This window comes from Saccharothrix coeruleofusca (genome assembly GCF_014648515.1).
Lineage (GTDB): Bacteria > Actinomycetota > Actinomycetes > Mycobacteriales > Pseudonocardiaceae > Actinosynnema > Actinosynnema coeruleofuscum.
Window position 1 is genome coordinate 266,519 of the sequence record NZ_BMRG01000002.1, and the last position, 24,793, is coordinate 291,311.

Sequence of the window (24,793 nt, forward strand, 5' to 3'; positions counted from 1 at the left end):
AACAGCCCACCGAAAGGCATGTCCGCGCTAATCTCGGCGCTGAGGCGGAGCACGGAGGAATGGGTGGCGGAGGACTGGGCGGCTGTCGCGCGGGCTATCAACGCGCGCGTCGAGGAACTGGGCTTGCGCCAGCGGGAGCTTGCGGAGCGGTCGCACGTCTCGCAAGCGATCGTCCGCGAGATCCAGCACCATGTCGTGGAGCGGCGGCGTAGCGCCAGGACGTTGGAGGCGCTGTCCCTGGCGCTGAACTGGCACCCGGAGCACCTCACGGCCGTCCTCCACGGACGTCAGCCGCCGGCGGTCGGTGACCCGGTCACCAGTCCCGAGGAGGACGTTCCGAGCCGCTTGGCGAACATCGAACGCCAACTCCGCGCCATCACGTACCGGCTTGACGAGATGAACGCCAATCTCAACAAGGTTGTCGCTCGTGTTGACGAGGGCGCCGATTAGCCCGCTCTCGCCGTACCAGTCCAGTCTCGCGGGGCTGGGCGTTCCCGAGGTGCTGCTCATGACACCAAGGAACGGCATTTTCGCCGCCCGCTACAGACGGCAAGGGATAACGCACCGGCTGTTATCCCGTGTTATCTACGCTGGTCAGAACGTGTGCAACAGGTACCGGAAATAAGCAGGAACACCCCGCTGAAGGCGGCGCGTGAAGCACGCGGTTGGAGCCAGGTCCGGGTGGCCGGGATGATCAACGACCGCGCTCCGGCCTACGGGCTGCCCGTGCTGTCGCTGGTGGTCCGCAAGACCCAACTGTCCCGCTGGGAGAACGGGCACGTGACGCCGGGACCAGATGTCCGTCGACTGTTCCGGGAGCTGTACGGCAAGACGAACGAACAACTCGGCTTCCCCACCGAGGCCCCGGCGAATCCACTTGCCGACGAACTCACGAACCGCCTTGTGGTGGCACGGCGTGTGGATGCCGAGACTGTGGAGCTGTTCCGCCAGCAGGTTGACGGCGTGTGTCACGCCGACCGGCGGTTCGGTTCGACAGCCCGTCTTCAGCAACTCCGCAGCCACATCGAAGAGGTCGAGCGACACCTGACGCACTCACTGCTGAGCAAGCACCGGCAACCTCTGGCGACTATTCTCACCGAAGCGTCGACCCTGGCGGGGTGGAACGCTCTCGACAGTGGTTCGATCGACGAAGCATGGCGCTACTACTCGCGCGCCAGATCGGCAGCTCTCGAATCCGGTTCAGCGTCTCGTCACGCTCATGCGGTAGCCGAGCAAGCATATGTGCTGCTTGAGGTGGGTGACGCGGGCAACGCCTTGGAGCTGCTGAAAGAAGCCGTGGACATCGCAGGCATACACACTCCCCGACTGCTACGGGCATGGCTGAACGCCGCACTCGGCGAAGCTCACGCGATAGCCGGAGACCGGGACTCGGCACTGAGGGCGTTCGATCGAGCGGATCCCCTGCTGCCCGTCGACGCACGTCACCCAGACCTGCCGTTCATCTTCCTCGGCGGCCGGCACCTCGACCGTTGGCGCGGCAACGCCCTGGTGCACCTCGGTGAGCCGGAAGCGATCTCCCAGCTCACCGCCGTACTCGACTTCGCCGAGAGGCATCCGTCGTTCGTCAGGGCCAACGCCGGCCTGCTTGTTGACTTGGCGCTTGCCCATGCGGCGGCAGGCGAGCGCGACGCAGCCATGAGTTACGCCCAGCAAGCTCGCCGGATCATCCAACAAGTCGGCTCGATCCGGCTGCGTCGACGCCTAGAGCGCCTGTCATTTCCCTTGCATGCCGCGTGATGCCAGGTAATATGTCAGCCCCACGAGGGTTCCGGACCCCAGCAGCTCCTTGCGCTGGGCCAACTCGGGCACCCGACTGAGGGGCACCCACTCCACCCGCCCTACCTCTTCCGTATCGGTCGGGTCGCCGATGTGCTCAGCGGCTCGCCACAGGTAGACGTCAACGGGCGCGGTGACCTGTCCCGGCAACGGTTCGAAGCTGATCAGGTGCTCCGGCTCCCCCACGGGCTTCCAACCACTCTCTTCGGCGGCCTCACGTGCCGCCGTCACCGCAGCGTCGTCTCCGTCCTCGACCATGCCACCCAGCAGCTCGTAGCCCCACTGCTTGGTCGGGAAACGGTACCGCCACAACATCAACGCTTCCTCCTGAGCATTGACGATCAGGGCGATGGCGATCCGCGCCAGGTGAACGACGTGATACTCCCACCGCTTCCCGTTCGGAGCCGTAACGTCTGCAAGCCCGACCTTCACCCACCGGTTGTCATAGACAAGTCGCTCTCCGTACACGTCCCACTCGCCAAGCTCATCAGCCACGTCGACAGTTTACGGTTCACCCGAATGGGCTATACATGGCGGCTAACAACCTGCCCACTTGAAGAGATAAGCAAAGAACGATCAACTCGATAACGAGTGAACTGCACACCGGAGAACTGAATGGATCGCGTTACGGCAGGATTGCTAAAAACTTGGGCGACCAACCACGGCGTAACCCAAAGTGAAGAAAGCGAAAAATTCGAAAGATTCGCCAACTTTATCATACTTTCCAAACATCACGACGAGCAGTTCACCGTCGACGATTACTCATGCGGCGACAATGGCACTATAGGAATCGACGGATTTGCACTTACAGTTAACGGGGAACTTATCCCGGGACTCAATGAACTAGAAGACGCCCTAAGCGGTCGCCACTCCATCGAGTCCGCAATCACACTAATCCAAGCAAAGCGATCTTCAAGCTTTGCCTTGGGTGAAATCAGCATATTCGCCGACACCTGCATTGCACTCTTGACAAAGGATTCCGCACCCGACGACAGGCTCAAAAGCCAGCACGAAATGATCAAGAGGCTTTTTGATGAATCATCTCGATTCTCAAGCAATCCCTCTTGTCGACTTTATTACGTAACCACCGGAAACTGGCAACGTCCCACTCCAATCATAGACAAGATCGACGACACAAAAGCAAGACTTCGTGATAGCAATCTATTCTCTCGCATTGACTTCCAAGTCTGGGGAGCAAAAGAGGTCCAAGACAACTGGCGCGCTATCGATTCCGCTCTAGAAATCACCATTCAATTCGATCAACGTACGACTCTGCCCGACATGCAAGGAATCCGCGAAGCATACCTGGGGGTGCTACCAGGAACCGAATTTGTCAAACTCGTCACCGACGATGAAGGAGAAATCAGGAAAACGCTCTTCTTCGACAACGTACGAGATTTTCAGGGCGACAACGACGTAAATGAGGATATCGAGAATACTCTTCAGTCGGAAGAAGCCAGCAGGTTCTGCGTCTTGAACAACGGTGTAACCGTTGTGTCCAGAGACCTTAAAGTGACCGGCAATCGATTCGCTTTGAAGGACTTTCAGATCGTCAACGGTTGTCAGACTAGTCACATTCTGCACCGGAATCGCGAAAACCTGGACAACGTCTTCGTCCCGTTTCGACTCATCGTCGCATCGGATGACGACGTAGCGAACAGTATCACTCGCGCGACCAACAATCAGAGTTCTGTAACACCTGAAAACTTGATGGCGCTATCGGGTTTGCAACGCCGCATCGAATCGTACTTCGATTCATTCGGCAATGAGAGTGCCCACCGAATCTACTACGAGCGCAGATCGAAGCAGTGGTCTGGCTCCGCACAAGTTCGAGGGACTTGGCGAGTCGTGACACTGCGAAATCTGATGCAGTCGTTCGCTTCACTCTACCTAAGAATTCCTCATACCGCTGCTCGCTACTACGGGGATCTACGTGGGCGCGTCGGCGGCGACGTCTTCTCAGAACGACACCATGCAGCTTACTATTACTCGGCCGCGTACGCCTTTTGCAAACTTGACCACTTCTTCCGCAGCAATTTTGTCCCTAGAGATTTGAAGCCAGCAAGGTACCATCTACTGGCTGGCGTCCGCACTCTTTATACGGCGTCAATGACTCCGGACCTCATCGAGTCAAGCGAAAAGAAGGCCGAAGCAGACTGCGCAAAGTTTAACGAACTGCTATGGAGTGACAGCAAGTACTACAACTTGCTCAAAAAATGCGAAGTCGTCCTGAGGCGGCTTGCAGGCGGAAAGGAGATAACGAGAGATTTTGGCCGCACTCGCGACTTCACGGACCAATATCTGCGCAAGTTGCTGGAGATTGCAGATTAAATCGAGCCACGTTTAGGCATACGAGACCCAAGGATTTCGGCAGCTTTACGATCGGAGGCTGCGACCCATGCGGCATAAACTCGAAGCGTGGTCGCACCTCCACCACCGTGACCCAAGCGTCCTGCGACAGTCCTGAGATCCACGCCAGCAGTCAGCAGCTCCGTAGCCGAATAGTGCCTAAGAGCATGTATATGCGTCTTGATCCCTAGCCGCTCAGCCATGTCTTTATACCTGCTTGAGACGGCGTGCGGCGAGTACGGCTGATAGGGGTCAAACCTGCGCACTCCGCCGAAGAGGAACATCTCTCTGTCGAAGTCAGTTCCGGCTTCGGTAAGCCGGTCACATAGACGCCGCTTCAAGCTGCGCAGCAAGACGACAGTCTCCGAGTCGAGCGCGATGCGGCGCATCTGATGCGTCTTCGTGTCTTTCTCCACACCGACGCCACGCCGCAACCTGTAGCTACGCCTGACGTTGAGCGTCTCGGTATCGAAATCAACGTCAGACCACCGTAGAGCACAGACCTCACCGCGTCGAAGGCCAGTGGTCATGACGAGCCACACAAGCGTTCCCCAATCCTCGTCCATCTCGAACGCCGCTTCGATGAGACGTGCGGCGTCGGCGGGCGAAGGTGGGTCAGGCTGCGGAGGCTTCTGCTTGGGACGCTTCGCGACTTGAGCGGGATTGTGGTTCAGCCAGTCCCAGCGGACAGCGGCGTTCAGCGCACCGCTGATGATCGAGTGGATCTGACGCACCGTCGAAGCAGCCATCGGCTTGCAGGCGTGCGGCTTGCACTTCGACTTCTTGCAGTCGTGGTCGCCGTCGGCCTTGTGGTCAACGTGCGGCTTGCCATCGCAGCGCACGCGGCAGCGGCGCAGGTCCGCGTAGAACGTCTCCAACGTCCTGGTGGTCAGCTTGCTGATCGGCACCGAGCCGAGCGCGGGGACGATGGTGCGGTCGATGTACCCCCTGTACCCCTCCTCGGTGCTGTCCTCAAGCTCAGACGCCTTGAGCCACTCGTTGATGGTGTAGGCGAGCGTCACGGACGACGTAGGGGCGCGCTGGGCGTCCGCTTCGGCCAGCAGCCGCGTGAGCGCCTTCTCGGCCTTCTTGCGAGCCGCCCTGTCGGTGCCGGGCACCGTCTCGTTGAGGTACACCCGCTTGCCGGTCACAGGGTCGATGCCCGCGTAGACCTTCACCCGGAGCGAACTACCGCGCTCTTCGATCCGGCCGCGCTTGCGGCCGGTGCTCCTGTCTTCGGCCATGAACCGGACGGTACTCGCACCCAATCCAGCACCCAGAGACCAATTATTGATCTTGAAGCCAGCATTTCCGCTGGTCATCGGTAGGGCGGGTGGGGTTCGAACCCACGACCTGACGGATTATGAGTCCGCTGCTCTGACCGGCTGAGCTACCGCCCCCTGACGTGCGGTTCTGGAGAGTACCGATCAACCGCCCAGGCGTCTCAGCAACCCGGCAGCACGTGACCAACCCGTGTTACGGAGCCCCGAGGTCGGACGGGCTCAGCGAGCCCGGATAGCCGGGGTAGGTGCGGTTGCCGGGGTCGTTGGTCAGCCGTGGCACTTCGCGCGGCGGCAGGTGGCGGACCACGCGGGCGCGGATGCGCAGGCCCAGGCGGGTCAGGGCGCCGATCCAGCGGGGCGGTGGGGTGAAACCGACGGCGGCCAGCATGGGGGGCTCCAGCAGGCTCCGCACGGCCAGTGAGACGGCGGGGCGGGTCCACGCTGGGTACCACGAGCAGAACAGGTCCAGGGTGTACTGACCGATCTGGCGGTTGGAGTCCGCGTAGGTGAAGTGCTCGGCCTCGTAGTCGCGCTTGAACGCCAGGAACGCCTCGTAGGAGTCGGGGATGCCGCGGATGCCCATCCGCGCGCCCACGGCCCGGTAGAAGTGGAACGCCGCCTGGCGTTCGTGGTCGGTGAGGTCGCGCCAGCCGTAGGCGGAGATCCACTCGATCGGGTCGTAGATGAACGTGGACAGCACGTACCGCATGTCGGCGGCGGCGATGTCGTACCGGCCGTGCAGCCGGTTGATCACGCGCAGCGCTTCCTTGCCGCGCGCCGAGTCGTAGCCGTGGTCGACCAGTTCGGCCATGAGCAGCGCGGTGTCGTCGTAGCGCTTCTGGGGGCGCCGCTCGAACTCGCCGGTGGCCGCCAGCAGGGCGGAGACGGAGGGCACGCAGTAGGTGCGGAACAGGGCGAACTCCAGGGCCCGCAGGTAGTCCCAGGGGAACTCGTACGCGGTCGAGATGCGCAGGATTTCCTGCGCGTCGCGCTCCGGGTCGAGGGCTGTGATGCGGCGCACGTTGGCGAAGCGGTCGGCCATCCTCCGAGGGTGACGGAGAACGTGACAAGTGCCACACCCCGTGACGCGCGTGCCACCCGTGTGGGCGATCAGGTTTCGGGCGGGACGGCAGCGGCCATCCTGATCGCGACGGAAGAGTGAATCGTGCCGAAAGCGTGGGTCTCGCGTGGGGCAGGACCGACACGGATCGGCCCCCGTCCGCAGTGGACGGGGGCCGATCCGGCAAGGCGCTCCCCCAACTGGATTCGAACCAGTAACCCTTCGATTAACAGTCGAATGCTCTGCCGTTGAGCTATGGGGGATTGTTCAGTTGTTCCGCCTGACCTGGTCGGCCTGACAGGTCATAACTCTAGCGCATCGTCGGAGGTGCTCGCGCACACCCCCCTCCTGTTCCGGCAGGATGGGGTGTGACCAGGCACGATGAGAGGAGGACCTGCTGATGAAGGGCATCATGTTCGGCGCTGCCGTCGGCTACGTGCTGGGGGCGCGCGCGGGTCGGCAGCGGTACGACCAGATCGTCCGGGCGTACCGGGCGATGGTCGACCACCCCGCGGTCCAGGGCGCGGCCGGGATCGTGCGGGCGAAGGTCGGTGAGAAGACCGGGTTCGGGCGGAGGTCGCGGACGACCACCGCCCCCTCCGACGCCAACGGGCACCGGATGGACCCGGTCATCCCGCGCGCCAACTAGGACACCTAGGACACGCGGGCCACGGCGAAGACGCGGCGGAACGGGAACCACGTGCTCCCGTCCGTCCGCCGTGGGTACGCCCGCGCCAGCAGCGGGGCCAGTTCGGCCCGGAACGCCGCCCACTCCTGGTCGCCCAGAGCCGCGCGGATCGGCCGCAGGGCCGTTCCGGTGATCCACTCCAGCACCGCGTTCTCACCGTGCAGGACGTGCAGGTACGTGGTCTCCCATGCGTCGACCTCGCAGCCCTCCAGCACCTCGGCGTAGCCGGCCGGGGTGAACACGTGGAACCTCAGCAGGTCCTCCAGCTCCGGCCACGACCGTCGCACCACCTCCAGCAGCAGCTCGTGGGACGGGGCTTGGAAGTTGCCCGGTACCTGCAGCGCCAGCCACGCGCCGGAGGGCAGCTCGGTCGTCCAGCGGCGCAGCAGCGCGTCCTGGTCGGGCAGCCACTGGAGCACCGCGCTGCTGATCACCACGTCGGTGTCCGGGGCGGGCCGCCATTCGGTGATGTCCCCCACACTCGCGGCCAGGCCGCGTTCCCGCGCCGCGGCGACCATCTCCGGCGACGAGTCCAGGGCTTCCAGTTCCGCGTCGGGCCAGCGCTCGGCCAGCGTGGTGGTCAGGTTGCCGGGGCCGCAGCCCAGGTCGACCACGCGACGGGGCGCCTCGGCCCGCACCCGTGCCACCAGTTCGTGGAACGGGCGGGAGCGGTGGTCGGCGAACGCTAGGTACTTGCCTGGATCCCACATGCCATCAGTCCACCGGCGGAGGCGGGAGCGAGGCCACGAACGCGGGTGTGATCTCTTTCACGCGCTCCACGTCCTCGCCCTCGTCCGGCCGCACCTGGACCACCAGGCCGTCGCGACCGGGCACCCGGCGGCGCAGGAACCACGCCCCCGGCGACTCGTGGCGGTGCCGGGACCGGATCGCCCCGGTCACCCGCTTGTGCACGGCCTCGGGCAGCTTGCCCGGCTCCTCCAGGGCGAACCGCCGCGGCGGCAGGTCGCGCAGCACCACGACCTCACCCACGGCGCCGTCCTCGACCGCCTCGACCACGCTCAGCGCGCCGCCCGACCAGGTCGCCTTGCTGATCAGGTGCCAGCCCAGCCTGCGGGGCCGCGCGCCGGGCAGCCACAGGCCCAGCGACGTGGCCACCAGCCAGCCGTCGCGGGTGGCGGCCGAGGCCACCACGTGCTCCGCGGGCTCCAGCGCCCCGGTGAACCCCTCGGGGGCCCCCGAGCCGAACAGCCTGCGCAGCAGGTCTCCCACCGCACCCATCACAGGGCTCCGTTCGCCTGCTCGCCCAACGCCTTGTGGTAGTCCTCCAGCGCGATCAGGTCGCCGAACAGGGCGCGGTACTCGTCCGGCTCCTCGATCGGCGAGACCCTGCGCAGCTTGGACTTGATCTCGGTGATCTGCGCGGCGACCAGGATCTGCTGCAGCCGCGCCAGCACGCTCTGCACGTACCGGTACTCGTCGCCCTTGACGTGCAGCGGCTCCACGGCCAGCTCGGTCAGCACCGACCGCACCGACTGCGGCCCGCACGCCTGGCCCACCGCGTCCAGCAGCGCGGGTCCCGACAGCCCGGAGGAGACCCCGCCCGCGTCCCGCACCGCCCGGTGCAGCGCCAGGTAGGTCGGATGGGTGAACGCCTCGTCGGGCAGCGAGTCGTAGTACGGCCCGGCCATCTCCGGCAGCTGCAGCGCCGCCTTGAGCGCCTCCCGCTGGTGCCACAGCCGGGGGTCGCGCGGGTCCGGCCGCGGCGGACCGTCCACGTCCACGGCCAGCGCGCCCTGGTTGGGGTCCACGGCCGCGCGCCGGGCGCGGGGCGCGGGCGCCCGCCCGTTCGCGGTCTCCCTGACCCGCCGCACCACGGTCGCCTCGTCCTCCCAGCCGACCCACCAGGCCAGCTTGGTGGCGTAGCCGTCGCGCTTGGCGCGGTCCTTGATCTGCGCCACGAACGGCACCATCTTCTTCAGCGCCTCGACCCGGCCGTCCACCGAGTCCAGGTCGTAGTCGCGCAGCTGGGCCTTGATGGCGAACTCGAACAGCGGGGTGCGCCGCGCCACCAGGTCGCGCACGGCCACGTCGCCCTTGACCTGCCGCAGCTCGCACGGGTCCATGCCGTCGGGTGCCACCGCCACGTAGGTCTGGGCGGAGAACTGCTGCTCGCCCTCGAATGCCTTGAGCGCGGCCTTCTGGCCCGCCGCGTCGCCGTCGAAGGTGAAGATCACCTCGCCGTTGAGCGAGTCGTCGATCAGCAGCCTGCGCAGCACGTTCATGTGGTCGGCGCCGAAGGCGGTGCCGCAGGAGGCCACCGCGGTGGGCACGCCCGCCAGGTGCATGGCCATCACGTCGGTGTAGCCCTCGACCACCACGGCCTGCCGCCGCTTGGCGATCTCCCGCTTGGCCAGGTCCAGCCCGAACAGCACCTGGGACTTCTTGTAGATCGGGCTCTCGCTGGTGTTGAGGTACTTGGCCTGGATCGGGTCGTCGTCGAAGATCCGCCGCGCGCCGAAGCCCACCACGTCGCCGCCCAGGTCCTTGATCGGCCACAGCAGCCTGCGGTGGAACCGGTCGATGGGGCCCTGGCGGCCCTCCTTGGTCAGCTGCGCCTTGATCAGCTCGGCCAGCTCGAACCCGCGCCCCAGCAGGTGCTTGGTCAGCCGGTCCCAGCCGCCGGGGGCGAAGCCGCAGCCGAACTGCCTGGCCGCGGCCTCGTCGAAGCCGCGCTGGGCGAGGAACTCGCGCGCGGGCATCGCCTCGGGCGTGGCCAGCTGCTCGGCGTAGAACTCGGCGGCGGCCCGGTGCGCCTCGATGAGCCTGCTGCGGGTGCCCCGGTCGCGCTGGATCGTCGCGCCGCCGCCCTCGTAGGTCAGCTGGACGCCCGCCCGGTCGGCCAGCCGCTCGACCGCCTCGACGAAGCCGAGGTGCTCGATCTTCATCACGAACGCGATGACGTCGCCACCCTCGCCGCAACCGAAGCAGTGGAAGGTGCCGTGGGTGGGGCGGACGTTGAACGACGGCGACTTCTCGTCGTGGAACGGGCACAGGCCCTTGAGCGCGCCGCCGCCCGCCCGGCGCAGCGACACGTGGTCGCCCACCACCTCGTCGATGCGGCTCCGGTCGCGCACCAGTGCGATGTCGCTCTCCCGGATGCGTCCTGCCACGTCCGCCGAGTCTAGTGCCGGCAGACTGGGCGCCGTGACCACCGCCGAGGAGAGCCTCGCCGAGACCTTCACCGGTCACCGCGCCCACCTGGTGGGGGTGGCCTACCGGCTCACCGGCAGCGTCGCCGACGCCGAGGACGCGGTGCAGGAGGCGTGGCTGCGGCTGTCGGGGCTGTCCGACCAGTCGCGGGAGGCCATCCGGGACGTGCGGGCGTGGCTGACCACCGTGGTGGGGCGGATCTGCCTGGACCGGCTGCGCTCGGCCGCGGTGCGCCGGGAGCGCTACGTCGGGCAGTGGCTGCCCGAGCCGCTGGTCACCACGGGCGAGGACGACCCGTTGGACGCGGTGGTGCGCGACGACGGGGTGCGGATGGCCGCGCTGGTGGTGCTCGACCGGCTCACCCCCGAGCAGCGGGTGGCGTTCGTGCTGCACGACGCCTTCGGGCTGCCCTTCGACGAGATCGCCGCCACGCTGGGCGTGACGCCCGCCGCGGCGCGTCAGCACGCCTCGCGCGGCAGGCGCGCGGTGGCCGACGCGGCGCCCCCGCCGAGGGTGGCGCTGGAGGAGCAGCGCGAGGTGCTGGCCCGGTTCACGGCGGCGCTGGCGGCGGGCGACGTGCGGACGGTGCTCGGCCTGCTGCACCCGGACGTGGTGCTGGTCGGCGACGGTGGCGGCAAGGCGCGCACGGCGGTCAACCGGATCGAGGGCGCGGACCGCGTGGCCCGCTTCCTGCTCGGCCTGCGGCGCAAGTACGGCGAGCTGCTGGCCGACAGCACGCCCGCGCTGGTCAACGGCGATCTCGGGCTGCTGTACCCGCAGCGGGGGCCGCTGTCGGCGCGGGTCAGCGCGTTCGTGGTGCGGGACGGCCGGATCGCGGCGATGTTCGACGTGGTCAACCCGGACAAGCTCGGTCACGTGGACTTCGGCGGGTGACCGCGCGGCGCGGCCACCCGCCGCACCGCGTCACGGCATCGGCACCCGGCAGGCCTCCCCTGAGGTGAAGCCCTGGTCGACGATGCCGAAGGCGGAGTTGAACCGGCCGCGCATGTTCTCCAGCGCGATCAGGTAGGTCAGCTCGACCACCCCCGCGTGCCCCAGGCGGTCCACCAGTTCGGCGACCTGCTCGTCGGTGACCGCCGTGGGGGTCTCGGTCATCGCGTCGGTGTAGGCCAGCGCCAGCTTCTCCAGCTCGGTGTACTTGTCCGACTCCCGGTAGGAGCCGATCTCCTTGAGCCGGTCGACGTCCAGGCCCTCGTGCTTCTGCAGCATCGTGCCGAAGTCCACGCACCACGAGCAGCCCAGCTTCACCGCCGCCGCGTAGACCACCAGCTCGCGCAGCGACACCGGCAGCGCGGTGGCCGCGCGCTGCACCGCCAGCTCGTGGCGGCCGCTGGCCATCAGCAGCCTGGGGTGGTGCGCGGCGACCGCGAACGGCTCCGGCACCGCGCCGTAGCGGCGCTTGGCGAACCGGTAGACCAGCTTCAGCAGCGGGTTGGCGTCCTTGGTCGACACCAGCGGAATCCTCGCCATGGGTCCTCGCTCCTCTCGTCCTCGTCGTGGGGACGAGAGGGCGGGCCGGGGTGTGACAGACCGGGACCAGGACCGGGTCAGGGCTGGGCGACCTGGGCGAGGAAGAAGATCGCACCGCTGCCCGCGTGCCGGATCAGCACCAGGTGCGGCCGGTCGACGCGGACCACGCGCGGGTCCGGGTGCATGATCAGCGACACCGCGCGGATCATCACGGCGGTCGCGGCGGCTCCTTCGAAGCCCTGCTCGTCGACGCGCAGCACGGACTCGTGGACGACCTCGTCGACGGTCAGCCTCGGGTCGGGGCTCAGCCCGGTCAGGTCGGCCTCGGCGGTGAACACCGTCCGCACGCCGAGCCGCCGCAGCGGGTCGGCCAGCAGCGCCGAGGAGGTCAGGGACAGCTTCGGCCAGTGCAGCTCGACGCGCTCGAAGTCCAGCGCCGCCAGCACCTCCGGCACGCCCGCCGTGTCGCCCAGCTCGCCGTCGGGCAGCAGCACCACCGCCTCGACACCGCCGCGCGCGGGCACCGCGACCGCCTGCCAGCCCGCTCGGGCGGCGTAGCGCAGGGTCGCCTCCTTGCGCATGGTCGGCACCTCGACGGTGCCGCCGGGGGCGTGGAAGGGCCGCGGCTCGGTGTCGCCCTCCGGGAACTCCTCGGTCCAGGCCACCTTCAGATACAGGGCGTTGACCAGGCCGGCCACCGTGTCCTCGTGCACCGAGCCGGACTTGAGCAGTTCGGGGATCAGCTCGCGGGTGGTCTCGGCGACGTCGGCGTTGATCGCCTTGCGCGCCGCCTCGGGGTCGGTGGCGAACGGCGCGGAGCGCACCTTCGCGCCGGGCCAGCGGGCCAGCTCGGCGGTGAAGTCGGGGTCGAGCGGCAGCTCGTCCCACACCCACAGCGTGTTGGCGACGGCGAACTCGGCCTCCTCGTCGGCGATCGCGGCCGAGCGCAGCACCTCGGCGTTGTCCTCGCCGAGCAGGGCGACGATCTCCTCCCCGGTGGCGCCCCGCGCGGCTTGCGCGGTCATGCCGAGCGCGCTGGCCACCGAGTACGGCGACCAGCACGCGTTCACCCCGCGGTCGGGCGCGAGGGCGTCGTGCAGGGTCAGTGCGAACGTCAGGTGCGCTCGGTCAGGCGCTCGGTCGGGCACAGGGACTCCTTCACCGCTGTCGGGTCGTGCCACCCGCGTCCCGAGTGTGCCACCGATCACGCGGGCCGGGCGTGCGCCTCGTGCCAGGCCACCGCTTGGGCGTCGGTGAGCAGGGCGACCTGGTCCACCACCACGCGCAGCCGGGCGGCGTCGTCGGCCGCGGCGTGCCACGCGGGCGCGAACGCGGGGTCCAGCGCGTCGGGGGCGCGGTCCAGCAGGGCGTGCACGAGCTCGGCCACCAGCTCCCGCTGCCGCTGCTGCATGGCCAGCCGGGCCGGGTCGCTCATCACGTACCGCACCGCGACCGCCTTGAGCAGCGCCACCTCCGCGGCGCCCCGCGGCGGCACCACCAGGTCGGCGGCGTAGCGGGTCAGCGGGCCGTCGCCGTGCGCGGCGCGGGTCGCGCCGACCGCCGCCGAGGCGAAGCGGCCCACCAGTTCGCTGGTCAGCCGCTTCAACGCCACCTGCGCGCCCAGCGACCCGTCGTACTCGGCCAGCGGCGCGATCACCGGCAGCCGCAGCAGCTCGTCGGCCACCGACTCCAGCGCCGACACCGGCTCCGGGGAGAAGTGCTTGGCGGCCAGCTCCGCGATGGCCGCCCGCTCGGCGGGGTCGCCGAGGGCGGCCAACCTGATCCGGTGCGCCAGCACCCCGTCCTCCACGTCGTGCACGGAGTAGGCCACGTCGTCGGCCCAGTCCATGACCTGCGCCTCCAGGCACCGCCTGCGCTGCGGGGCGCCCTCGCGGACCCAGCCGAACACGTCCAGGTCGTCCTCGTAGACGCCGAACTTCACCAGTCCGGGGCGGCGCGGCCACGGGTACTTCATGGCCGCGTCCAGGCAGGCGCGGGTGAGGTTGAGCCCGCGGTCGGTCTTGGGTTCCAGGCGGGTCAGGATGCGCAGGGTCTGGGCGTTGCCCTCGAACCCGCCGCACGGCTGGGCCAGCGCGTTGAGCGCCCGCTCCCCGTTGTGCCCGAACGGCGGGTGGCCGATGTCGTGCGCCAGCCCGGCGGTGTCCACCAGGTCCGGGTCGCAGCCCAGCTCCTCGCCGATGCCGCGGCCGATCTGGGCCACCTCCAGCGAGTGCGTCAGCCGGGTGCGCGGCACGCCGGTGACCTCGGCGCCCTCCCCCGGCCCGACCACCTGGGTCTTGCCCGCCAGCCTGCGCAGGGCGGCGGAGTGCAGCACGCGGGCCCGGTCGCGGGAGAACGCGCCGCGCCGCTCGGGCCGGGCGCCCGGCAGCACGGCGGTCTTGGGCCGTTCGGGCAGCAGCCGCGCGCGGTCGTGCTCGGTGTAGCCCGTGCTCATCGGGCCAACGCTAGAGCACGATGCCGTCGAACGCGCCCGCCGGCGCCTTCATCAGGTGGTAGTACAGCAGGCCGCCGGTCTCACGGCGGATGTAGAACAGCTGCGTGGCGCGGGTCTGCACGTTGGGACCGCTGCGGGTCGGCGAGGTCCACGCGTCCAGGCCCTCGTCCTCGGCCATGGTGCGGGCGCGCAGGGAGTGCCAGGGGTCGCTGACGATCACCGCGGTCTCCAGGGACTTCTCGCGCGCCTTGGCCGCCACCGCGCGGATGCTGCCCAGCGTGTCGGAACCCTCGCCGACCTCGATGATCCGGTCGGCGGGCACGCCGCGCTCCTCCAGCCAGATCCGGCCAGCCTGGCCCTCGGTGTAGTTGTCGCCGGGTTGGCGGCCCCCGGTGGTGGCGATGTAGCCGACCACCCCTTGGGCGAACAGCCGCCGCGCGTGCTCCAGCCGCGCGGCCAGCACGTCGGAGGGCACGCCGTTGTACTGGGCGGCGCCGAGGACGATAGCCATGTCCGCGTGCGTCCGGTCGTCCTCCCGCGCCACCTGCCACACGCGGAACGCCGTGCCGCCGACCACGAGCACCGCTACCGCGATCCCGCCGAGCACGACGCGCTGGACGACACGGCGGAGCCTGGACAGGAAAGTGGTGGGTCGCACAAGGTGAATGTTTCCACAACCGCCGCTCCGACCACGCTGCGAGGATCACGACATGCCTGCAGAGCAACCGACGATCCTGGCCACCTCCGGCGGTTTCCGCGCCGGGCACCGGACGATGCTGGAGTTCGGCGGCCTGGTCCGCTTCGCCGTGGACCTGGCGGGGGTGCAAGGCCGCAAGCCCCGCCTGCTGCACGTGGGCACCGCCAACGGCGACCAGCGCCACTTCAACGCCCACATCACCGAGGCCGGTCAGCTGGCCGGGTGGGAGGTGTCGCACCTGAACCTGTTCACGATGCCGCCCACCGACGACGTGCCGGGGTTCGTGCTGGAGCACGACGTGGTGTGGGTCGGCGGCGGCTCGGTGGCCAACCTGCTGGCGGTGTGGCAGGTGCACGGCCTGGGCGCGGTGATGCGCCGGGCGTGGGAGGCGGGCGTGGTGCTCGGCGGCGTCTCGGCCGGATCCATCTGCTGGCACGTCGGCGGCACCACGGACTCGTTCGGCCCCGAGCTGCGCGTGGTGGACAACGGCTTGGCGCTGCTGCCCTACGGCAACGGCGTGCACTACGACACCGAGGCCGCGCGCAGGCCCGCGGTGCACGAGGCGGTCGCGGCGGGCACGCTCCCGCTGACCTACTGCACCGACGACGGCGCGGGCCTGCTGTACCGGGGCACGGAGCTGGTGGAAGCGGTGTCCGAGCGCGGCAGCGGCGGCGCGTACGTGGTGCGGCGGGACGAATCTTCAGGTACCGCACAGGAGGATTCGCTCGACATCAGGCGGTTGTGAGCAGCACCGTTGAGGTGTGGGAAGGCTCTGGTGGCTGGTGGCGGCGCTCACGACGGTGAGCGCGCTGGCAGTGGCGCTGGTGCTGGGCTGCCCACCGAGCGACGGCGCTCCCGAGCCCAGCCCCGAGGCAACCCCGCACGCCGCGGTGCCGCGCAGCTCCGAACCGCCCGGCTCCGAACCGCCCGGCTCCGAACCGCCCGGACCGTCGGAAGCCGAGATCGCCGAGGCGGTCGACCGCGCGGCGGCGGCCACCGGCGTGGACCTCGGCTTGGCCGTGCTCGACCTGGCAACCGGCGCGCTGGCAGGCCACAACGGTGACACGCCCTTCCGCTCCGCGTCGCTGAGCAAGCTCGTCGTCGCGGTGGACGTGCTCGGGGCGGGTGCTTCCGACCAGGACCGCCACTACCTGCAGCGGGCGCTGAGCGTGAGCGACGACAACGCCATGAACGCCCTGTGGGTCCTGCACGACGGCATCGGGGCCATCACCCGCGTCGCCGAGCGGGCGGGGCTGCGGAACACCACCGCCCCGGCCGACCCGTCGCAGTGGGGCGAGGTCGAGATGTCCGCGGTCGACGTGGTGCGGCTCTACCAGTACGTCCTGCGGGAGTTGCCGGGTGAGGCGCGGGACTTCATCGTCTCCGCGCTGTCGTCCGCCCCGACCACCGCGGCGGACGGGTTCGACCAGGGGTTCGGGCTGCTGGGGCTGGGCGGCTACACCAAGCAGGGCTGGATGTACTACCTACCCGCCGACCTGTACCTGCACAGCGCGGGCGTGGTCGGCGACCGGTACGCCGTGGCGCTGCTGTCGGTGCAGACCGGCGTGGCGACCGCCACGGCCCGCGACAACGTCACCGCCATCGCCAGGACCGTGGTCGACGCTCTCACCGACCCGTGAGATCAGGCCGCGTGCCGGGTGGGTTGTCGGTGCAGCAGGTTCTGCCGGGGCTGTTGGGCGGGGTCGATGTGGCGGGGCGGGATGAACACCGGGACACCTCCGGTGATGGTGATGCGCCACCGCGAGTGGTGCACCAGGCTGTGGTGCAGACGGCACAGCAGCAGGAGGTTGTCCAGGTCGGTGGGGCCGCCGTCGGCCCAGTGGACCACGTGGTGGGCGTCGCACCACTTCGCGGGTCGCGGGCAGCCGGGGAAGGCGCACCCCCGGTCGCGGGCGTGCAGCGCCCTGCGCTGGGCCACGCTGACGGTGCGCCGGGTGCGACCCAGGTCGAGGACTTCGGACGCACCGCCGAGCACCACCGGGATGATCTTGGCGTCGCAGGCCAGGTGTCGGGCCTGTGCCGCGCTCAGGTGCGCGCCGCCGTCGAGCAGCGCGTGGCCCACCCCGCGCCGCAGGGTGTCGTAGTCGAGGGTGACGCTGACGTGCGGGCGTTCCCCCGCCTCGACCGGCAGCGCACCGGAGGTCAGCACGAGGGCCAGGAGGTCGCCGAAGCCCTCCCCCTGGCGCTGCGCCCGATCACGCGGTCCCTCGGGACGCGGTTGGGACAGCGGCTCCAGCGCGGCCTTGAACCGCGCCCCGCTCCGCGCCGACAGCTCGCCCCAGAACTCGAGCCGCCCGCCGGGCAGATCCCGCAGCCGCAGCACATCGCCCTGGTCGGCCGCGTCCTCGTCGACTTCGTCCTTGCCGTCCTGGACGACCTGGTCGTGGATGCGGTCGGCCAACCGCCGCACCGCCTTCGGTTCCACCGAGCGAGCCGCGGTCACCAGGATCTCCTGCGATCCCTCCGGCAGCCGCAGCCCGACGGCACGGGCCAACTCGGTCAGGTGGCCGTCGCTCAACTCCTCCACCGCCGCCGCGACCACCGGGTCCGCCGCCTCCACGGGCTGCCCGGTCGGCCCTCGTCCCGGCAGGAACAGCCGCGCCTGGGTCAGCCACCTCTTCACCTCGGCCGGGTTGGCCCGAGTGGCCTGCTGGTAGGAGCGCACGTCCAGACCCCGCTGGACCACCTCGGCGAGCAGGCGCAAACGCTTCACGTGCACCTCGCGCGCCCACGCCTCGACCTCCGCGACGGCGGCGAACAGGCCATCGTCGGTCAACAGGGCGGGCGAGAGATCCATAAACCCACGCTATCGAACAGGCGTTCGATCAGGCTATTACACGATCAGGTACGCCCATCGCGGCTCCGGACGAGCAGCTCAAGCTTGGCCGGTCCCCTTGACCGCTTGATCAAGACCTCCACCAGTCTCACCAGGCTGTCGGACACGGCGGTGGTGTTGGAGCCGTGACGCGAAGCAGCGGATCATCAACAGGAGCAAGCACGCTTTCGGGGAGGAGAACCCGGATGGGGAACCAGCCGCCGCGCGGGACCTACCGCTGGGGGTTGCTGTTCCGGTGGTCGTGGATCGCGGTGTTCGCCCCGTTCCTCATCGGCTTCCTGATCGCCGGGGCTGTGGCCCACCGGGTGTTCCTGGTCGCGTTCGCGCTGTGGACGGGCGCGCTCGCCTGCGTGCTGCGCGCCGAAGCGCTCAACGCGCGAGCCCGCGCCACGGCCGACCCCGGCGCGGGTCTGCTGGGGGCGCGAGCCGGTTGGCTGTTCGTCGCCCTGGTGCTGCTCTTCGGCAGCGCCGCGATCGTGCGCGCGGTGCTGTGAGCCGGTTGCCCCGGCTCGCGGACAGCGGAAACGGATCCGCCAGGGGTTCGGCGGGCAACCACCTCACTACCTGGGAAAGCGCTGCGCGATCACCCCCCGCCGAGGAGGACGCCGTGGCGCACGAGCACGACGTCCTCCGCGAGCGGTGCCTGCTGTTCGTCGCCGCTACTCGTGCTCGTGATGCTCTGCGGGTGTCCTACGTCGATCGGGCGAGCCCGTTCCTGACCGCTCCCGCGGCCTGATCAGCTCGACCCCGACCCGCTGCGCGGCCCACTGCTCGATGGCCTGCCCGCAGGCGCGGTCGAGGTGGCGGACATCGCTCAGGTCCACCCGCACGCGCCCGTCGGGCAGCGCCTCCAGGGTCTCCAGCAGCCTCGGCAGGCGCAGGAACGTCGCGTTGCCGCGCACCGCCACGTGGTGGTGGTCCTCACCGTGGTCGGTGACCACCACCGAGAGCCGGGAGACGTCCCAGGCGGTCTTCACCACCGCCGCGAGCAGACCCGCCAGCGTGCCGGTGAGCAGGTCGGTGAGCACGATCAGCCCGGCGGTCAGCAGCAGCACGCCGCCCTCCGCGCGGTCGGCGCGCACCAGCCGGGCGACGCCGCGCACGTCCAGCAGCTTCCACCCGGCGTGCACCAGCAGGGCGGCCAGCACCGCCAGCGGCACCGCCGACAGGACGCCGGGCAGCAGGACCACGAACACCAGCAGCCACACGCCGTGCAGCACGCGGGACAGCTTCGTGCGCGCCCCGGCGTCCACGTTCGCGGCGCTGCGCACGATCACGGCGGTCATGGGCAGCGCGCCCAGCACGCCGCAGACCGCGTTGCCGACGCCCTGGGCGACCAGCTCCTTGTCGTAGTGGGTGCGCGGGCCGGAGTGCATCCGGTCCACCGCCGCCGCGCTGAACAGGCTCTCCGCCGAGGCCACCAGGGCGAAGGTGAGCATGGCGCCGACGACGCCCGCGTCGAGCACCGAGAAGTCGACCAGCGAGACGACGCCGGTCAGCGAGCCGACCTCGATGCGCGGCACGTCCAGGTCGAGCACCGTGGCGACGGCGCTGGCCGCGGCGACGGCCACCAGGATGCCGGGGACCTTCCCCACCGGGCCGGGGACGCGGCGCCACAGCACCATCGCGACGATGGTCAGCAGACCCAGCGCCGCCGAGGCGGTCAGCGGGTCCAGGCCCGGCAGTCCGGCGAACTTCTCGCCGGTGGTGGCGGGCTGCTGCCTGCCGACCAGCGGGTAGAGCTGGCCCAGGATCAGCACCAGGCCGATGCCCGCGAGCATCCCCTGCACCACCGCGGGCGAGATCGCCCGGAACCACCGGCCCAGCCGCAGCAGGCCCAGCAGGACCTGGAGCAGGCCCGCGCCCAGCACGATGACGCCCAGGGCGCCGATCCCGTGCGCGGCGACGGTGTCGGCCACCAGCACGGTCAGCCCGGCGGCCGGGCCGCTGACCTGGAGGCTGCTGCCCGGCAGCAGGCCGACGACGATGCCGCCGACCACGCCGGTGACGATGCCCAGTTCGGCGGGGACGCCGGAGGCGACGGCGATGCCGACGCACAGCGGCAGCGCGACGAGGAAGACCACCAGCGACGCGCCGAGGTCGCTGGTCCACGACTGCCGCCAGGTCAACCCGCGCGAGGGCGGCGCGGAACGCTCCAACTGCCCGGTCACGGCCGCGCTCCGATCGGGCCGGGCGCGATTCGCGAATCGGCGTGGGCGGTGGACAGGACTCGCGGTGACCACCCCGCCGCGAATCCGCGGAACATTTTCGGGGACGGTCGGGTCAGGCGTGCGCGGGCACGCCGAACCGAGGACTTGTATTCCATTCAATTTCTCCACTGATCGCGTGTGGTCTGCTGCGGACGGCGGCGGGACCACGTGGGATCAATGGCGGAACACCTGCAGGGCGCAGGGTGAGGTCCAGATGGCGCAGGCGGGCGCTCTGGGCCGCACGTCGGGGACCGCGAACCGGTGCGGCGGTCGGGACGGGACGCGGGCGAGCGCCCGGTCCGACCGGCGTGGACTGTCGATCCGCTGGTCGGGAAGGGCTCCCGCGCGGGTGGGGGGCGCTTCGCGGGACTCCCGCGGCGCGTGCTCCTCGGCGGGCGCCGCCAGCGCGGGGCTCGCGGGCACCACGGCGGGGGGCACGTCGTGCCGCACGCCGGGGAGGAATGCGGCCAGCATCGCCAGCGCGGTGATGAGCACCGCTGAACGCACCATGACACCCCCCGACGAATGGAGCCGTGCATTCAGTGTCACAGCAACCGGTGACGTGGAGGTTAAGAGCACCCGCCCGCCGGAGGATCCCGACTAATATTCACTCGTTTGTTCGTGATCTACGTCATTCAATCGTATGAATATCACTCTACGTAAGGTCGGCTATGCACACCACAGGCCCCTTTCCGCCCCGTCCGGCGGAGAGATGAAGTATGAAAATGCTTCGGCTCCGATGACGGGGGCGGGGTTCAGACCGCGAGGAACAACGCCGTCGTCGCTCCCAGCGCGGCCAGGGCGCGCACGTGGTTCCACGCCGTCCAGACCGCCAGGTAGCGCTTCCAGAACTCGGTGGAACCGTCGCGCTCCAAGGCGTTGTTGCGCGGCACGTGCACCACGGCCGTGAGCAGGAACGAACCCACGACGTACAACGCGGCCCCGGCGACCGCCCCCGGTCGCCCGGAGAAGGCGGCGATGACCGACACCACCGCCGTACCCGCGAACACCCCGAGGAAGCCCGGCCGGACCGCGGCGGCGTTGATCGAGCGCATCACCGCCACCCCCTCGGCCGGGTCGACCGCTCGGAGCGCCGGCATGACCATCACCGAGAAGACGAAGAACGCGCCCGCCACCAGGGCGCTGCCGAGAGCCGCGATCACGATGAGCGTGGAGAACATGCCCCCAGTGAAGTCGATCACCCCGCGCCGGACCAGCACCGGTGGCCTGCTCGCCCGCGGGCGGGTCAGGCCCCGATCAGCCGGGCCGCCAGGTAGCCCTCCAACTGGTCCATCGACACCCGCTCCTGCGACATGGTGTCGCGCTCCCGCACCGTGACCGCCTGGTCGGTGAGCGTGTCGAAGTCCACCGTCACGCAGAACGGCGTGCCGATCTCGTCCTGCCTCCGGTAGCGCCGCCCGATCGCGCCCGCGTCGTCGAACTCCACGTTCCAGTGCTTGCGCAGCGCGTTGGCCAGGTCCCGCGCCTTGGGCGAGAGCTCGGCGTTGCGCGACAGCGGCAGCACCGCCGCCTTCACCGGGGCCAGCCGCCGGTCCAGCCGCAGCACCACGCGCTTGTCCACGCCGCCCTTGGCGTTGGGCGCCTCGTCCTCGGTGTAGGCCTCCAGCAGGAACGCCATCATCGGCCGCCCCACGCCCGCCGCGGGCTCGATCACGAACGGGCGGTAGCGGGAGTTGGTCGCCTGGTCGAAGTAGGACAGGTCCACGCCCGAGTGGTTGGAGTGGGTGGTCAGGTCGTAGTCGGTGCGGTTGGCGATGCCCTCCAGCTCACCCCACTCCTGGCCGCCGAAGCGGAAGCGGTACTCGATGTCCACGGTCCGCTTCGAGTAGTGCGACAGCTTCTCCTTGGGGTGCTCGTAGTGCCGCAGGTTCTCCTTGGAGATGCCCAGCTCGGTGTACCAGCGGGTGCGCTCGTCGATCCAGTACTGGTGCCACTCCTCGTCCGTCCCCGGCTCGACGAAGAACTCCATCTCCATCTGCTCGAACTCGCGGGTGCGGAAGATGAAGTTGCCCGGCGTGATCTCGTTGCGGAAGGACTTGCCGATCTGGCCGATGCCGAACGGCGGCTTGCGGCGCGAGGTGGTCTGCACGTTGAGGAAGTTGGTGAAGATGCCCTGCGCGGTCTCCGGGCGCAGGTAGTGCAGGCCCTCGTCGGTCTCCACCGGCCCCAGGTGGGTCTTGAGCAGGCCGTTGAACATCTTCGGCTCGGTGTACTGGCCGCGGGTGCCGCAGTTGGGGCAGGGCACGTCGGAGGCGTCGCCCTCGGCGACCTGCTTGCCGGTGCGCTCGGCGTACTCCTCGACCAGGGTGTCCTGGCGGAACCGCTTGTGGCAGGAGTTGCACTCCACCAGCGGGTCGACGAACGCCTCGACGTGGCCGGAGGCCACCCACACCTCGCGCGGCAGGATCACCGACGAGTCCAGGCCCACCACATCCTCGCGCCCGCGGACCATGAAGTTCCACCACTGGCGCTTGATGTTGTCCTTGAGCTCGACGCCGAGCGGCCCGTAGTCCCAGGCCGACCGGGTGCCGCCGTAGATCTCACCGCACGGGTAGACGAACCCACGGCGCTTGCACAGGCTGACGACGGTTTCGATGCGATCGGCTGCCACGGACACTCCAACGGAGGCGAACAAAGGGGGCTTACCAGGGTAGTCCTGCCGCCCGTCGCGCCATCGGGCGACCACGGACCGGGGTCAGCGCGGGGTGGCGGGCCCGGCGGCCTCGCCCAGCCGGACGGTGGCCGCGTCGCGGGCGAGCAGGCTGGTGTGCCTGCTGGTGGCGCCTCCCTCGGCGCTCAGCAGCGGCTCGTAGGCCGCGGGCGCGTCGGTCTCGGCCTGCGACAGCAGCGGGACGACGTGCTCGCGAACCTCGAACGGGGACAGCGCGCGCCGGTAGGCGACCACCGACTCGAACTCGACGGTGAGCACGTACCGGTCCGCCTCGTCCAGCGCCCGGCTGAGCCCACCGCGCAGGCAGCCGGGCTGGGCGGTGAGCAGCTCCAGCGCCCGACCCGCGCGGGCGGTGAAGTCCTCGGCGCGGGCATCGGGCACGGTGAACCGGCAGACGAGCAGCACGGTGCAAGGATGCCAGGGTGGCGAACGACTTCAAGCGCGCACTGGTCCCCGGCCGCGGCCCGCTGTCGCGGGTGCCCGCGCCCGCGGTGTTCCTGCTGGTGCTGACGCTGTTCGGGGTGGGGGTGTGGGTGCGCGGCCCGGTCGGGGCGGCGCTGCTGGGCGTGCTGGTGCTGGCCGTGGCGGGGCTGCTGGCGGCGACCTGGCGGCTGCTCACCCCGAGCGCGCGGGTGCTGCGGGTGCTGGTGCTGTGCGTCCTGGTGCTGGTGACCGCTTCCACGCTGTAGCCGCGATCCGCCGTTCGAGGTGCCCCACGGGAGCACCCCTTAGTATCGGTGGTGAAAATCCATACCACGTGGGAGGCGCCGTGGCGGTAGGAGTCCGGGGCGATCACGTGCACTCCCCCGAGCGCGGCGCGGGCCGCCCCGCCCCGTCCCGGCCCGCGGGCACGCTGACCGCCGCGGGCGAGCTGCTGCGGGCGCTGGCCGCGCCGGTGCGCATCGCGATCGTGCTGCAACTGCGCGGCGCCGACCGGTGCGTGCACGAGCTGGTCGAGGCGCTGGGCGTGGCGCAGCCGCTGATCAGCCAGCACCTGCGGGTGCTCAAGGCCGCGGGCGTGGTGCACGGCGAGCGGCACGGCCGCGAGGTGGTCTACCGGCTCGTCGACGAGCACTTGGCCCACATCGTGGTGGACGCGGTCACCCACGTGGAGGAGGGGGCGCGTGGTATCAACGACCGGGCATCCGGGACGGAGGAACTGTGACCACTAGCGAACGCCCGAACACCGCGGTTCCGGGCTTGCGCTCGACCAAGCAGCGCACCGCGGTGTCGAAGCTGCTGGACCAGCTCGACGACTTCCGGTCCGCTCAGGAGCTGCACGAGGAGCTGCGCAAGCGCGGCGAGGGCATCGGGCTGACCACGGTGTACCGCACCCTGCAGTCGCTGGCCGACGCGGGCGAGGTGGACGTCCTGCGCACCGACTCCGGGGAGGCGATCTACCGGCGCTGCTCGGCGCACCACCACCATCACCTGGTGTGCCGCTCGTGCGGGCGGACCGTGGAGGTGGAGGGCCCGGCGGTGGAGAAGTGGGCGGACCGGGTGGCCGCGGAGAACGGGTTCACGGCGGTCAGCCACACCGTGGAGATCTTCGGCACCTGCGCGGAGTGCTCGGTCGGCTGACCGTCGCACCCCGCGCCGGGGTTGGGTCAGAAGTCGCAGCCGGGGTTGGGCGCGTCGACGGTCAGCGGCGTGCCGACCTTGTGCTCGTAGTAGAACGCCAGCATGACGACCGGCGTGGAGCCCGGGTTGCGACCGAAGTGCACGCTGTCGGGCCCACCTCGCTCCCGCATGACCTGTCCCTGGCGGTAGACCCCGTCGACGGCGCAGTCCGACGAGTAGTGGACCAGCTCGCCCTGCTCGACGATGCCGAACGCGTCGCTGGTGTGGTAGTGCCAGCCCGAGGTGCCGCCGGGCTGGATCGTGACCCGCTGCACGATGTACTCGGTGTCGCCGATGGTCTTCTGGAGGATCGTGACGCCGCTGACCCCGGATCCGGGGGTCGCGTTCGCCGCGGGCACCGCGGTCGCGGAGAGGCCGACGACAGCGGCCGCGGTCAACAGACAACGGGAAGTCCTGCCCATG

At 69.6% G+C, this 24,793-nt stretch carries 28 protein-coding genes and 2 tRNA genes; 11 read left to right on the forward strand and 19 right to left on the reverse strand.

The window, feature by feature from the left end; translation table 11 throughout:
• Window positions 1-63 precede the first annotated feature (63 nt).
• Window positions 64-450, forward strand: a complete 387-nt coding sequence (locus tag IEZ00_RS05860; RefSeq protein ID WP_189222024.1) for a helix-turn-helix domain-containing protein — start codon at window positions 64-66, stop codon at window positions 448-450.
• 240 nt (window positions 451-690) lie between these two features.
• Window positions 691-1,758, forward strand: a complete 1,068-nt coding sequence (locus IEZ00_RS05865) for an NsdA family TPR-like regulatory protein (protein ID WP_229795134.1) — start codon at window positions 691-693, stop codon at window positions 1,756-1,758.
• On the opposite strand, the gene IEZ00_RS05870 is transcribed toward IEZ00_RS05865, so the two are convergent.
• On the reverse strand, window positions 1,735-2,292 hold the full coding sequence (locus IEZ00_RS05870) for an NUDIX domain-containing protein (RefSeq protein WP_189222025.1): 558 nt from the start codon (window positions 2,290-2,292) through the stop codon (window positions 1,735-1,737). The two genes, IEZ00_RS05865 and IEZ00_RS05870, sit on opposite strands and share 24 nt — an antisense overlap.
• Window positions 2,293-2,412: 120 nt before the next feature.
• Between IEZ00_RS05870 and IEZ00_RS05875 the strand changes: the two genes are divergently transcribed.
• Window positions 2,413-4,128 (forward strand): AIPR family protein, encoded by a 1,716-nt coding sequence (locus tag IEZ00_RS05875; protein WP_189222026.1) that lies wholly within the window; start codon window positions 2,413-2,415, stop codon window positions 4,126-4,128.
• Here the strand turns inward: IEZ00_RS05875 and IEZ00_RS05880 are convergent.
• The 4 genes from IEZ00_RS05880 to IEZ00_RS05895 all read right to left on the reverse strand — a co-directional run bounded on the left by IEZ00_RS05880 (window position 4,125) and on the right by IEZ00_RS05895 (window position 6,752).
• On the reverse strand, window positions 4,125-5,390 hold the full coding sequence (locus IEZ00_RS05880; protein ID WP_189222027.1) for a tyrosine-type recombinase/integrase: 1,266 nt from the start codon (window positions 5,388-5,390) through the stop codon (window positions 4,125-4,127). The two genes, IEZ00_RS05875 and IEZ00_RS05880, sit on opposite strands and share 4 nt — an antisense overlap.
• 81 nt (window positions 5,391-5,471) lie before the next feature.
• Window positions 5,472-5,546: transfer RNA gene (locus IEZ00_RS05885), tRNA-Ile, on the reverse strand.
• A 76-nt stretch (window positions 5,547-5,622) separates the two neighbouring features.
• Complete coding sequence (locus IEZ00_RS05890; protein ID WP_189222028.1) at window positions 5,623-6,471, reverse strand: oxygenase MpaB family protein; 849 nt, start codon at window positions 6,469-6,471, stop codon at window positions 5,623-5,625.
• 209 nt (window positions 6,472-6,680) lie between these two features.
• Window positions 6,681-6,752, reverse strand: a tRNA-Asn gene (locus IEZ00_RS05895).
• A 137-nt stretch (window positions 6,753-6,889) separates the two neighbouring features.
• Between IEZ00_RS05895 and IEZ00_RS05900 the strand changes: the two genes are divergently transcribed.
• The gene (locus IEZ00_RS05900) at window positions 6,890-7,138 is read left to right on the forward strand and encodes a hypothetical protein (protein ID WP_189222029.1); all 249 of its coding nucleotides are present in this window, start codon (window positions 6,890-6,892) and stop codon (window positions 7,136-7,138) included.
• 5 nt (window positions 7,139-7,143) lie between these two features.
• Here the strand turns inward: IEZ00_RS05900 and IEZ00_RS05905 are convergent, their stop codons facing one another.
• The 3 genes from IEZ00_RS05905 to dnaG are packed head-to-tail and all read right to left on the reverse strand — an operon-like array spanning window position 7,144 to window position 10,308.
• Window positions 7,144-7,887, reverse strand: coding sequence for a trans-aconitate 2-methyltransferase (locus IEZ00_RS05905; RefSeq protein WP_189222030.1), 744 nt, complete (start codon window positions 7,885-7,887; stop codon window positions 7,144-7,146).
• Window positions 7,888-7,891: 4 nt separating this feature from the next.
• On the reverse strand, window positions 7,892-8,416 hold the full coding sequence (locus tag IEZ00_RS05910) for a hypothetical protein (RefSeq protein WP_189222031.1): 525 nt from the start codon (window positions 8,414-8,416) through the stop codon (window positions 7,892-7,894).
• Window positions 8,416-10,308 (reverse strand): DNA primase, encoded by a 1,893-nt coding sequence (gene dnaG / locus IEZ00_RS05915; protein ID WP_189222032.1) that lies wholly within the window; start codon window positions 10,306-10,308, stop codon window positions 8,416-8,418. The genes IEZ00_RS05910 and dnaG overlap by 1 nt, the downstream gene beginning before the upstream one ends.
• 25 nt (window positions 10,309-10,333) lie before the next feature.
• On the opposite strand from dnaG, the gene IEZ00_RS05920 reads away from it, so the two are divergent.
• The gene (locus IEZ00_RS05920) at window positions 10,334-11,242 is read left to right on the forward strand and encodes a sigma-70 family RNA polymerase sigma factor (protein ID WP_229795273.1); all 909 of its coding nucleotides are present in this window, start codon (window positions 10,334-10,336) and stop codon (window positions 11,240-11,242) included.
• Window positions 11,243-11,272: 30 nt separating this feature from the next.
• On the opposite strand, the gene IEZ00_RS05925 is transcribed toward IEZ00_RS05920, so the two are convergent.
• The 4 genes from IEZ00_RS05925 to IEZ00_RS05940 form a co-directional block, all read right to left on the reverse strand.
• Window positions 11,273-11,839, reverse strand: a complete 567-nt coding sequence (locus IEZ00_RS05925) for a carboxymuconolactone decarboxylase family protein (protein WP_189222034.1) — start codon at window positions 11,837-11,839, stop codon at window positions 11,273-11,275.
• Window positions 11,840-11,916: 77 nt separating this feature from the next.
• On the reverse strand, window positions 11,917-12,987 hold the full coding sequence (locus tag IEZ00_RS05930; protein ID WP_189222035.1) for a serpin family protein: 1,071 nt from the start codon (window positions 12,985-12,987) through the stop codon (window positions 11,917-11,919).
• Between the two features lie 56 nt (window positions 12,988-13,043).
• Window positions 13,044-14,294 carry a deoxyguanosinetriphosphate triphosphohydrolase gene (locus IEZ00_RS05935; RefSeq protein ID WP_189222036.1) on the reverse strand — a complete coding sequence of 417 codons (1,251 nt, stop codon included), beginning with the start codon at window positions 14,292-14,294 and terminating at the stop codon, window positions 13,044-13,046.
• Between the two features lie 10 nt (window positions 14,295-14,304).
• On the reverse strand, window positions 14,305-14,952 hold the full coding sequence (locus IEZ00_RS05940) for a YdcF family protein (RefSeq protein ID WP_189222037.1): 648 nt from the start codon (window positions 14,950-14,952) through the stop codon (window positions 14,305-14,307).
• Window positions 14,953-15,004: 52 nt separating this feature from the next.
• Between IEZ00_RS05940 and IEZ00_RS05945 the strand changes: the two genes are divergently transcribed.
• Entirely contained in the window at window positions 15,005-15,736 is a 732-nt protein-coding gene (locus tag IEZ00_RS05945; RefSeq protein ID WP_189222038.1) for a Type 1 glutamine amidotransferase-like domain-containing protein, read from the forward strand.
• Between the two features lie 16 nt (window positions 15,737-15,752).
• The gene (locus IEZ00_RS05950) at window positions 15,753-16,631 is read left to right on the forward strand and encodes a serine hydrolase (RefSeq protein WP_189222039.1); all 879 of its coding nucleotides are present in this window, start codon (window positions 15,753-15,755) and stop codon (window positions 16,629-16,631) included.
• Between the two features lie 2 nt (window positions 16,632-16,633).
• Here the strand turns inward: IEZ00_RS05950 and IEZ00_RS05955 are convergent, their stop codons facing one another.
• The gene (locus IEZ00_RS05955) at window positions 16,634-17,809 is read right to left on the reverse strand and encodes an HNH endonuclease signature motif containing protein (protein WP_189222040.1); all 1,176 of its coding nucleotides are present in this window, start codon (window positions 17,807-17,809) and stop codon (window positions 16,634-16,636) included.
• A 224-nt stretch (window positions 17,810-18,033) separates the two neighbouring features.
• Between IEZ00_RS05955 and IEZ00_RS05960 the strand changes: the two genes are divergently transcribed.
• A complete protein-coding gene (locus IEZ00_RS05960; RefSeq protein WP_189222041.1) occupies window positions 18,034-18,342 on the forward strand; it encodes a hypothetical protein in 309 nt (102 codons plus the stop codon).
• A gap of 165 nt (window positions 18,343-18,507) precedes the next feature.
• Here the strand turns inward: IEZ00_RS05960 and IEZ00_RS05965 are convergent, their stop codons facing one another.
• The 5 genes from IEZ00_RS05965 to IEZ00_RS05985 all read right to left on the reverse strand — a co-directional run bounded on the left by IEZ00_RS05965 (window position 18,508) and on the right by IEZ00_RS05985 (window position 23,155).
• The gene (locus IEZ00_RS05965) at window positions 18,508-20,019 is read right to left on the reverse strand and encodes a SulP family inorganic anion transporter (protein WP_229795136.1); all 1,512 of its coding nucleotides are present in this window, start codon (window positions 20,017-20,019) and stop codon (window positions 18,508-18,510) included.
• Between the two features lie 213 nt (window positions 20,020-20,232).
• Window positions 20,233-20,568 (reverse strand): hypothetical protein, encoded by a 336-nt coding sequence (locus IEZ00_RS05970; protein WP_189222042.1) that lies wholly within the window; start codon window positions 20,566-20,568, stop codon window positions 20,233-20,235.
• A 245-nt stretch (window positions 20,569-20,813) separates the two neighbouring features.
• Window positions 20,814-21,239 carry an anthrone oxygenase family protein gene (locus tag IEZ00_RS05975; protein ID WP_189222043.1) on the reverse strand — a complete coding sequence of 142 codons (426 nt, stop codon included), beginning with the start codon at window positions 21,237-21,239 and terminating at the stop codon, window positions 20,814-20,816.
• 65 nt (window positions 21,240-21,304) lie between these two features.
• Window positions 21,305-22,690, reverse strand: coding sequence for a glycine--tRNA ligase (locus IEZ00_RS05980; RefSeq protein WP_189222044.1), 1,386 nt, complete (start codon window positions 22,688-22,690; stop codon window positions 21,305-21,307).
• 84 nt (window positions 22,691-22,774) lie between these two features.
• Window positions 22,775-23,155 carry an antibiotic biosynthesis monooxygenase family protein gene (locus IEZ00_RS05985; protein ID WP_189222045.1) on the reverse strand — a complete coding sequence of 127 codons (381 nt, stop codon included), beginning with the start codon at window positions 23,153-23,155 and terminating at the stop codon, window positions 22,775-22,777.
• Between the two features lie 17 nt (window positions 23,156-23,172).
• Here IEZ00_RS05985 and IEZ00_RS05990 point away from each other — a divergent pair, with 17 nt between their 5' ends.
• From IEZ00_RS05990 to IEZ00_RS06000, 3 genes are all read left to right on the forward strand, one after another.
• Window positions 23,173-23,439 (forward strand): hypothetical protein, encoded by a 267-nt coding sequence (locus IEZ00_RS05990; protein ID WP_229795138.1) that lies wholly within the window; start codon window positions 23,173-23,175, stop codon window positions 23,437-23,439.
• Between the two features lie 80 nt (window positions 23,440-23,519).
• The gene (locus tag IEZ00_RS05995) at window positions 23,520-23,915 is read left to right on the forward strand and encodes an ArsR/SmtB family transcription factor (RefSeq protein ID WP_189222046.1); all 396 of its coding nucleotides are present in this window, start codon (window positions 23,520-23,522) and stop codon (window positions 23,913-23,915) included.
• A complete protein-coding gene (locus tag IEZ00_RS06000) occupies window positions 23,912-24,331 on the forward strand; it encodes a Fur family transcriptional regulator (RefSeq protein ID WP_189222047.1) in 420 nt (139 codons plus the stop codon). The genes IEZ00_RS05995 and IEZ00_RS06000 overlap by 4 nt, the downstream gene beginning before the upstream one ends.
• A gap of 26 nt (window positions 24,332-24,357) precedes the next feature.
• Here IEZ00_RS06000 and IEZ00_RS06005 read toward each other — a convergent pair whose 3' ends face one another.
• On the reverse strand, window positions 24,358-24,768 hold the full coding sequence (locus tag IEZ00_RS06005; protein WP_229795140.1) for a cupin domain-containing protein: 411 nt from the start codon (window positions 24,766-24,768) through the stop codon (window positions 24,358-24,360).
• Window positions 24,769-24,793 lie beyond the last annotated feature (25 nt).

Coding starts and splice junctions, on each gene's coding strand:
- IEZ00_RS05935 (WP_189222036.1), bottom strand. CDS start 14,294: ATGAGCACGGGCTACACCGAGCACGACCGCGCGCGGCTGCTGCCCGAA.
- IEZ00_RS05880 (WP_189222027.1), bottom strand. CDS start 5,390: ATGGCCGAAGACAGGAGCACCGGCCGCAAGCGCGGCCGGATCGAAGAG.
- IEZ00_RS05975 (WP_189222043.1), bottom strand. CDS start 21,239: ATGTTCTCCACGCTCATCGTGATCGCGGCTCTCGGCAGCGCCCTGGTG.
- IEZ00_RS05900 (WP_189222029.1), top strand. CDS start 6,890: ATGAAGGGCATCATGTTCGGCGCTGCCGTCGGCTACGTGCTGGGGGCG.
- IEZ00_RS05970 (WP_189222042.1), bottom strand. CDS start 20,568: ATGGTGCGTTCAGCGGTGCTCATCACCGCGCTGGCGATGCTGGCCGCA.
- IEZ00_RS05910 (WP_189222031.1), bottom strand. CDS start 8,416: ATGGGTGCGGTGGGAGACCTGCTGCGCAGGCTGTTCGGCTCGGGGGCC.
- IEZ00_RS05960 (WP_189222041.1), top strand. CDS start 18,034: ATGGGGAACCAGCCGCCGCGCGGGACCTACCGCTGGGGGTTGCTGTTC.
- IEZ00_RS05865 (WP_229795134.1), top strand. CDS start 691: ATGATCAACGACCGCGCTCCGGCCTACGGGCTGCCCGTGCTGTCGCTG.
- IEZ00_RS05875 (WP_189222026.1), top strand. CDS start 2,413: ATGGATCGCGTTACGGCAGGATTGCTAAAAACTTGGGCGACCAACCAC.
- IEZ00_RS05905 (WP_189222030.1), bottom strand. CDS start 7,887: ATGTGGGATCCAGGCAAGTACCTAGCGTTCGCCGACCACCGCTCCCGC.
- IEZ00_RS05945 (WP_189222038.1), top strand. CDS start 15,005: ATGCCTGCAGAGCAACCGACGATCCTGGCCACCTCCGGCGGTTTCCGC.
- IEZ00_RS05925 (WP_189222034.1), bottom strand. CDS start 11,839: ATGGCGAGGATTCCGCTGGTGTCGACCAAGGACGCCAACCCGCTGCTG.
- IEZ00_RS05955 (WP_189222040.1), bottom strand. CDS start 17,809: ATGGATCTCTCGCCCGCCCTGTTGACCGACGATGGCCTGTTCGCCGCC.
- IEZ00_RS05890 (WP_189222028.1), bottom strand. CDS start 6,471: ATGGCCGACCGCTTCGCCAACGTGCGCCGCATCACAGCCCTCGACCCG.